This window comes from Streptomyces fildesensis (genome assembly GCF_016107395.1).
Lineage (GTDB): Bacteria > Actinomycetota > Actinomycetes > Streptomycetales > Streptomycetaceae > Actinacidiphila > Actinacidiphila fildesensis.
Genome location: NZ_JAAIKO010000064.1, coordinates 23,936 through 31,210, shown reverse-complemented (window position 1 = coordinate 31,210; position 7,275 = coordinate 23,936). Strand labels below are relative to the sequence as shown.

Sequence of the window (7,275 nt, the reverse complement as noted above, 5' to 3'; positions counted from 1 at the left end):
CTGGATCCGACACCTCGAATCACAGCCTTGATCACAACCCCCCACACGCCCTAGCCGTCGGGGACCGGGCCGGGCTCTTCGGCCGCGGCACCAGCGGCGAGGGATGTGATGTCGAACTGCTTCAACTCCGTGGTGTCCAACAGCAGTTGCTCGATGCCGTGCTCGACACCGGGACACCGGTCGTGCTCACCCTCCTGGCCGGGCGCCCCTATGCGCTCGGCCGCGCGGTGACAGAGGCGGCCGGCATCGTGCAGTGCTTCTTCCCCGGTGAAGCCGGCTCCCGCGCCCTCGCCGGTGTGCTCAGCGGACGGGTCAATCCCTCGGGGAAACTGCCCGTCAGTGTGCCCCGTCGCCCCGCAGTACAACCCTCCACCTATCTCGCGGCCCGACTGGCCCAGGCCGGTGAGGTGTCCAGCACCGATCCGACTGCGGCCTATGGATTCGGCCATGGTTTGACCTACCTACACCCACTTCACCTACTCCGGACTCGACATCGTGGAAGGCAGCGCCAGTACCGACGGCGCGTTCCGGTTCGACTTCAGCCTGACCAACGCGGGCGACCGCGAGGGAACCGAAGTCGTCCAGATCTACCTGCACGACCCGGTGGCTTCGGTCGCACAACCGGTGAAACGCCTGGTCGCATACCGGCGAGTCCCCCTCGCCCCGGGCCAACTGGTGCGCATTCGCGTCGCTGTTCCCGCCGACCTGGCATCCTTCACCGGACGCGCGGGCCATCGCCTGGTCGAACCCGGCGCGCTGGTACTGCATATCGCCGCATCCAGCACCGACACCCGACTGAGCGTCCCTCTCACGCTGACCGGCCCGGTCCGTCCCCTCGACCACACGCGCCGCCTGCACGCGACGTTCACGATGGCCTGACCATGGAACGCCCCGACCGGCGCATCCCGCCACCACGACAGGCCGGTCGGCGGCGGTGGACGAGCGGAAGGTGGCCGGCAGAGCCATGAGGCGGCCTCCGCATACTCGCTCGGCACGGCGCCAACGCTGTCATCGTGCCCCTGCCCTTGACCCTGCGCTCGGCTCAGGCGCACCTGGCGGTCGGGTGCGGATCCTCTGAAGTGACCGCCGAGATCAAGCGGTTAGGTGGTAGTTCTGCTGCCCGCGCCGTCGTGAGCACTGCGGGGCCAGCACGCCGGAGGGCTCTCAGCGGAACGTGGAAGCTGCGTTGATGCGGCCGGGCGGATACCTGCGGATCCCAGGCGGCCTCAGCAAACCGTTCCATCAGCGGTTCCGGCTCAGTGGCGATCGACCGATGGCTCGCCGCGTTGCCGTGAGACGCGGTTGTCCGTCCGTGCCGCGCTCGCACTCCGCGCTGCGTACCGGCGACTGCTCGAATGCCTGCAGACACCGGGCGAGTTGCCGGTAGCCGCCGGCGTTGGGGTGCAGGGACTGTGAGACCAGATCGGGGCCGATGCCGTGGCTGAGGGCGGACACGTCCAGGAACAGGCCCCACGAGAGCTCACCGCCGTGGGTGATGCCGGGTGAGCAGACCTGACCGCCTTGCAAGGCCGCCGACAGTCCCAGGAACCGTACGCCGCTCACGTTGGCCGCCGCCCTTTCCAGGTACTGCGAGAGCATCGGGAACGCCACGTCGTGCACCCAGGCGAAGTCAGCGTCCTGGAACGGGCAGCCCTGCAGGCCGCGCTGTGCGCTGGAGTAGCGGGAGAGCCCGCTGGAGGGCGAAGGGTAGGACTGCAGGACGAGGTCGTAGGCTTCGTCGTCGTAGCCCGTTTGTCGCATCACGGTGCGGATGTCGCGCAGGTCCTTCTCGATCCGCGGTTCCATGGCCGACAGCCGCCCGGGAAGCAGGGTGTTCCACGCGCGGGAGCACGGCGGCCCCGGTACGAGGTAGGCGCTGGCACAGGTGATCGTCAATCCGGCTGCGGGGATGTCGTTGGCACCGACGTTCAGCACGACGGTGCGTATGTCGTAGGTGCGAGCCGCGGTCCTGAGCTGTTCTGCCTGCGGTGGTTCGCCGTAGCGGCCGGTGCCGCCGATACGGACGTCATCCGTGGTGGCGCCGGAGCAGGCCAGGTTCACCGCGACGCCCAGTCCCGCCGGCCTGGCCTGCGGCACCTGGGCGTTGGGTGACCGATGGCAGTAACTGCCGAACGGCGGCAGGCCCGGCTCGTAGGCTCCGCCTCCCTCACCGGCGGTCAGGCTGTCGCCCATGGCGACGATGGCGGCCGGACGTTCCGATGGGCCGTCGGCCGCGGCGGGTGCGGGCGCGCACAGCGCGGCGGCGGCGAGAGCTCCCGCGGTGAGCACGGCGAACAGGCGCCGAGGACGACCAGCGTGATCGCGTGAAGTGGTGGGCACTTGGGCTCATTCCTCTTCCGGTGGTCGGTGAAGTGAGCGACGGTAACTCCCAGCGTGGGAGTCCGGGACGCTACCTGCCCGTGTTCGGGGGCCGACAGGGCGGAATGCGGACACACCGATGAGTCTCGGAAGTGCGTCCGTCGCAGTGGCTGGAAACCGGTCCGTCCCGGCTGGCTGGGCGATGGCTCTCAGCAACTGCGAGCCAGCCGGCAGCCGTCAGGGCTCCGACACCGGCCGCGGCCGACCGCGGGCCGGGGTGGAACCATCAGCTACCCCTGCCCGTGCCACCGGACCGCAGCGGCTCCGGCGAAGTCCCCGGCGTGGGCGAACCCGCCCAGCACCACGAGACTGCCGTCCTTGACGTGCCCGGAGCGGATGGCGTGGTCCAGGGTGACCGGGATGGCGGCTCCGAACAGGTTGCCGCATCGGTCGAAGGTGTCCGGGTGCCGGTCGGGGGCCAGTTCCAGCGCGTCCCGCCAGTTCCGCAGAAAGGTCCGGTTGGGTTGATTGGTCACCAGCACGTCGATCTCGGTCGTGGCTTTCCCGAGCCGTCCGCACAGGGTGGTGACGACCTGTGGAACGAGCCGGTTGCCGCGGGCCAGCACCTGCGAGAGGCCGGCCTCGGTGAACCCGATCCGCAACGCCGACGGCCCGGGTTCCCAGTACCTGCGGCCGTCGTCACGCACCATTGTCATGTCTCCCGCGTACTCGCCGGCGTGCAGGGTTTCCACGCCGAGTAGCGGGGCAGCGTGTGATGTTGTCAGATATCCCACGCCGCACCCGTCGCCGGGGACCGCTGCCTGGGCGAGCCCGCGCACCTCGGACCGGGTGAAGAGCCGGCCGGCAGCGCTCTGCGCGTTGCAGACCAGAGCGGACCTGGCATCCGTGGTGGCGAGGATCTGCCGGGCCAGTCCGAGCATGAAGACGAAGGACGCGCAGCCGGCGTTGGCCACGTCGATCAGCCACTCGGGATGCAGACCCAACCTGCGTGCCACCTCCGTGCCGGCCCCCACGAACGGCATGTCCGGCAGTTGACTGTGCACCAGGAGGACGTCCACGGACCGGATCTCGTCCCGGCCGTGCCGCTCGATCAGCGGAAGTACCGCACGCTCGACCATGTCGACGTTGGTCTCGTCGGCGGCCACGTGGTGGCGCAGTGGCGGGATCCGGAACATCGGGTTGTCGCGGAGGGTGTCCTGCGCGCCCTGGTAGCCGGTGTAGAACTCGGCGGGAACCGGCTCACCGGGCAGGTAGCCGGCGACGTCGATGAGGCTCACCGTCGTCACCGGGTCACCGTCCTGCCCGGCGGCACACTGACCCGCAGGCCGCCTCGGTGCCGGTGCTCCAGGATCGCTGTGAGGTTCGCCATCTCCACGGTGTGGCCGGCGTAGAACAGGTCCCAGTAGTCGCCCACCCATGGCCGGTCCGCGCTGGGCGCGAGGTCGGGGCGCGGGTTGTCGTCGTAGGACGGGTGCCGGCAGTTGGTCCAGGTGATCACCGAACCCGGCTTGTCGAGCACCAACTGTGCGGGCAGGACACGCATCAGGTAGATCATCCAGAGCTTGTCGCCCTGGTCCCAGGCACAGTGGTAGTCGACGGTCATGGCCTCGGGGTTGGCCACCACCGTGCAGTAGATTCGGGTGTCCTGCGCCAGCAGGTCCCAGCCGGCCCACAGCCCCGGGGTCTCGGTCGGCGCGAAGCCGCGCAGGCTGAAGGTCCACTCCTCCAGGTGGTGTCCCTGGCTCAGGTACTCGTAGGTCTGCTCCGGCGGGCAGTCGGCGTAAGCCTGGATGGTGCAGTACTGCCCGTAGACCTGTTGGTGCTGGTGGACCGCAGGGGTCATCTCCAGGCATCGGGCGGCCATCTGCTCGGTGCTGGTGTTCTCCACCCGTATCAGTCCGGGGACATCAGCCAACATGGACCGGTCCGCGTTCATCTGCAGTCTCCTCAGTGTCGTTCGGCTTGCCACCAGGGGCGGTCAGGAAGGGAAGGAACGGTGGGATTTCGCGGCGGTCGACATCGACGGCGACGAATGCCGGACCGTCGCCGGTGTTGCTCCGCAGCAGCTCCTGGCGCAGCTGCGCCGCGTTGCGGGCCCGGGTCACGTCGAGAGTCGGGAACATCGCGCCGACGCCGGCGGCGATGTCGGACGAGAGGAACACGTTGTCCTCGCGGGCGCCGCCTTGGAACAGGTGCTCGCGCGTGACGCACATTCCGTGCGCGTTGTTGTTGAGGATCACGAAGGTGACGGGCACGGCGTATTCCACCGCGGTGTGCACTTCCATCCCATGCATGAAGAACGCCCCGTCCCCGGCGAGCACGTAGGTGCGCCGCCCGGTGGCCAGCGCGGCGCCGATGCCGGCGCCGAAGGTGTAGCCCATACCGCCCATGCCGACCGCGACCACGAAGCGGCCATGCCGTGGGGCGGGCAGAAGGTGGATCGCGCCGGCTCCCGTGTTGCCGGCATCCACGAAGACATGCGCGTCCTGCGGCAACGCCGCAGCTATTGCGGCGAACGCATCGGCGTGGGACGTGCTGCCACTGTTGGCCGGCGGCAGTGGCAGCGGCAGTGGCAGCCGGGTGGGGCCCATGTGCGCGGGGCAGGCGCGCGCAGCCGGTTCCAGCCGCCGGGTCAGTGCGCGCAGTGTGTCGCGCACACTGCCGTGCAGCGCGATGCCCGGCACGAACGGCGATTCTGGGTCGACGCAGATCAGTGGGGTGTCTGCCAGCGCCCGGTCCAATCCGCCACGCGCCATTGCCGGCAGCCGGGTACCCACCAGGACACACGCCTCGGCCCGCCGCAGACAGTCCTCGACGCTCGGATGTCCCATCACCCCGGCCACTCCGACGAACCGGGGATCGTGGTTGTCGTACACGTCCTTGGCGTCCGGGGTGACCGCTACCCAGGCGCCGAGCCGCCTCGCCACCTCGCAAAGCTCGGCCCGCGCGCCGGCCGCGGCCACCCCTTCACCCGCGATCAGCAACACGCGGTCCGCGCCCCGCAGCACGGCCGCCGCACGGTCCAGGGCCGCGGCCTCCGGCAGCGCCGCCGGCGGGGTGTGCGCCGCCACGCGCGGCCCGGGAACCGTGACAAACGCCTGCTGTACGTCCTTGGGCAGAAGCAACACCGCCGGCCCCTTGGGATCCGTCCGCGCCACCGCGACCGCCCGCGCCAACAATGAGATGATGGAGTCCGGTTCGACGACCCGGGCGCAGAAGCGAGTGACGGACCCGAACAGCTCGAGCGCATCGAGGGAGCCCGCCTGACCGCTGGAGTCCTGGAACGCTCCCCGACCGGCGAGAACGGTCGGCGGTTCCCCCACCAACGCCAGCACCGGAACCCGAGAGGCGTACGCCTCCGCCAGCCCGGGCACCAGGTTCATCGCACCGCCGCCCGAGGTGGCCGCGACGACGCCCAGACGTGTTGTGGCACGGGCGTACCCGTCGGCCATGGTGGCAGCGGAGAACTCGTGCTTCGCCACGATGCCGCGGACGGATTCCGTCGCGCCATGGACGGCCTCGTACAGGTCCTCGATGTTCGCACCACCTACGCCGAACATGTACGTGACACCCATCCGGCCCAACTCCGCGGCAAGGTAGTCGACGAGGCGCACTCGGGCTGTCATACCGCGCTCCTCTCGGCCCGGTCCGGCTCGACCATGAGACCTGACGGCGAAATGGCCTGGAATCGCTGTCGGTACTCGCCCGGGGTGGGCCCCACCGCACGGCCGAACGAGCGGCAGAAGGTCTCGGCGTTCGGGAAGCCGCAGCGGCGGGCGACGTGGCCTACCGGCAGATCGGTGGTCTCGAGCAGTTCGCGGGCCCGCGCGATACGCATCCGCGTCACGTACTGGCCAGGCGTCGTGCCCACCTCACGCAGGAAGACGCGGGCGAAGTTCCGGGGACTCATGTTGGCCCGCTGCGCGAGCTCGGAGACCGGCAGCCGACGTTCGAGGCCGGACAGAACCCACTCCTGCGCGGCCCGCACCGGCGCCCGGTCGGCCAGCTGAGCGTCCAGAATCGCGCTGAACTGCGGCTGCCCGCCGTGCCGTTTGAAGAACAGGACCAGGTACCGGGCTATCTCCAGTGCGATCACCGCCCCGTGATCGGCCTCCACCAGTGCCAGGGCCATGTCGATACCGGTGGACACCCCGGCGGAGGTCACGTACCGGCCGTCCCAGACGAATATCGGTCCCGGATCCACCGTCACCTGCGGATATCGACGGGCCATCTCCTCGCAGTACGCCCAGTGGGTGGTGGCGCGCCGCCCGTCCAACAGCCCCGCCTCGGCCAGCAGGAATGCTCCTCCGCACACCGACGCGACCCGCCGGGACCGGGCGGCGGCCTGCCCGATCCATGAGATCAGCGCCCGGTCCGCCAACGCCTCCTTCAACCCCGAGCCACCGGGGACCAGAAGGGTGTCGATCGGGCCTTCGCCAGCGTCCAGTGGCTCGGCCTGGATCACCATTCCCGAGGAGGTGCACACCATAGGAGCGTGGGCGGAGACGCACTCGATCCGGTAGCCCGTCCCCGGCTCGGCCAACAGCCGGTTGAGGGTGTCGAACACCTCGATCGGACCGGCGATGTCCAGCGCTTGGACCCCGGAATAGACAACCACCACAACACGTCGCATCAGCACGGTCACAGCCTGTATCCGCCGCGGGGACGGCCGCAATGACAGTCTGTTGACGGATCCTGCCAGGCTCACCGAGATAACCCGGCGCGACGCCGCTGAACAGGAAACTGACGAAGCTTCAGTCGGCAACGGGTGAGACAGGTCACGCCCGTGGAGGACTCTGCCGCGGAGTCCCCAAGGACTTGCGAGGAATCAAACACGCAGCTTCCGGCCGCGGTGGCTCATTGCAGTGCATCGCGGGAAGCCGAGCGAGCCGTCCGTAGCGGCTGCGCCACGCGCTCGACCGCGAACGCCGGCAG

5 protein-coding genes and 1 pseudogene are annotated in these 7,275 nt (G+C 69.6%); 1 reads left to right on the top strand and 5 read right to left on the bottom strand.

The window, feature by feature from the left end; translation table 11 throughout:
* Positions 1–879 (top strand): annotated as a pseudogene (locus C6N31_RS39585) (glycoside hydrolase family 3 C-terminal domain-containing protein); the annotation flags it as partial.
* A 363-nt stretch (positions 880–1,242) separates the two neighbouring features.
* Here C6N31_RS39585 and C6N31_RS39580 read toward each other — a convergent pair.
* The 5 genes from C6N31_RS39580 to C6N31_RS39560 form a co-directional block, all read right to left on the bottom strand.
* Positions 1,243–2,340 (bottom strand): GDSL-type esterase/lipase family protein, encoded by a 1,098-nt coding sequence (locus C6N31_RS39580; RefSeq protein WP_198359395.1) that lies wholly within the window; start codon positions 2,338–2,340, stop codon positions 1,243–1,245.
* Between the two features lie 269 nt (positions 2,341–2,609).
* Positions 2,610–3,626, bottom strand: a complete 1,017-nt coding sequence (locus C6N31_RS39575) for a 3-oxoacyl-ACP synthase III family protein (RefSeq protein ID WP_198359393.1) — start codon at positions 3,624–3,626, stop codon at positions 2,610–2,612.
* Complete coding sequence (locus C6N31_RS39570) at positions 3,623–4,276, bottom strand: SRPBCC family protein (RefSeq protein ID WP_198359391.1); 654 nt, start codon at positions 4,274–4,276, stop codon at positions 3,623–3,625. Before C6N31_RS39570 ends, C6N31_RS39575 begins: the two co-directional genes overlap by 4 nt.
* Positions 4,248–5,966 carry a thiamine pyrophosphate-binding protein gene (locus C6N31_RS39565; protein WP_198359389.1) on the bottom strand — a complete coding sequence of 573 codons (1,719 nt, stop codon included), beginning with the start codon at positions 5,964–5,966 and terminating at the stop codon, positions 4,248–4,250. The genes C6N31_RS39570 and C6N31_RS39565 overlap by 29 nt, the downstream gene beginning before the upstream one ends.
* The gene (locus C6N31_RS39560; protein WP_417792610.1) at positions 5,963–6,979 is read right to left on the bottom strand and encodes a GlxA family transcriptional regulator; all 1,017 of its coding nucleotides are present in this window, start codon (positions 6,977–6,979) and stop codon (positions 5,963–5,965) included. Before C6N31_RS39560 ends, C6N31_RS39565 begins: the two co-directional genes overlap by 4 nt.
* Positions 6,980–7,275 lie beyond the last annotated feature (296 nt).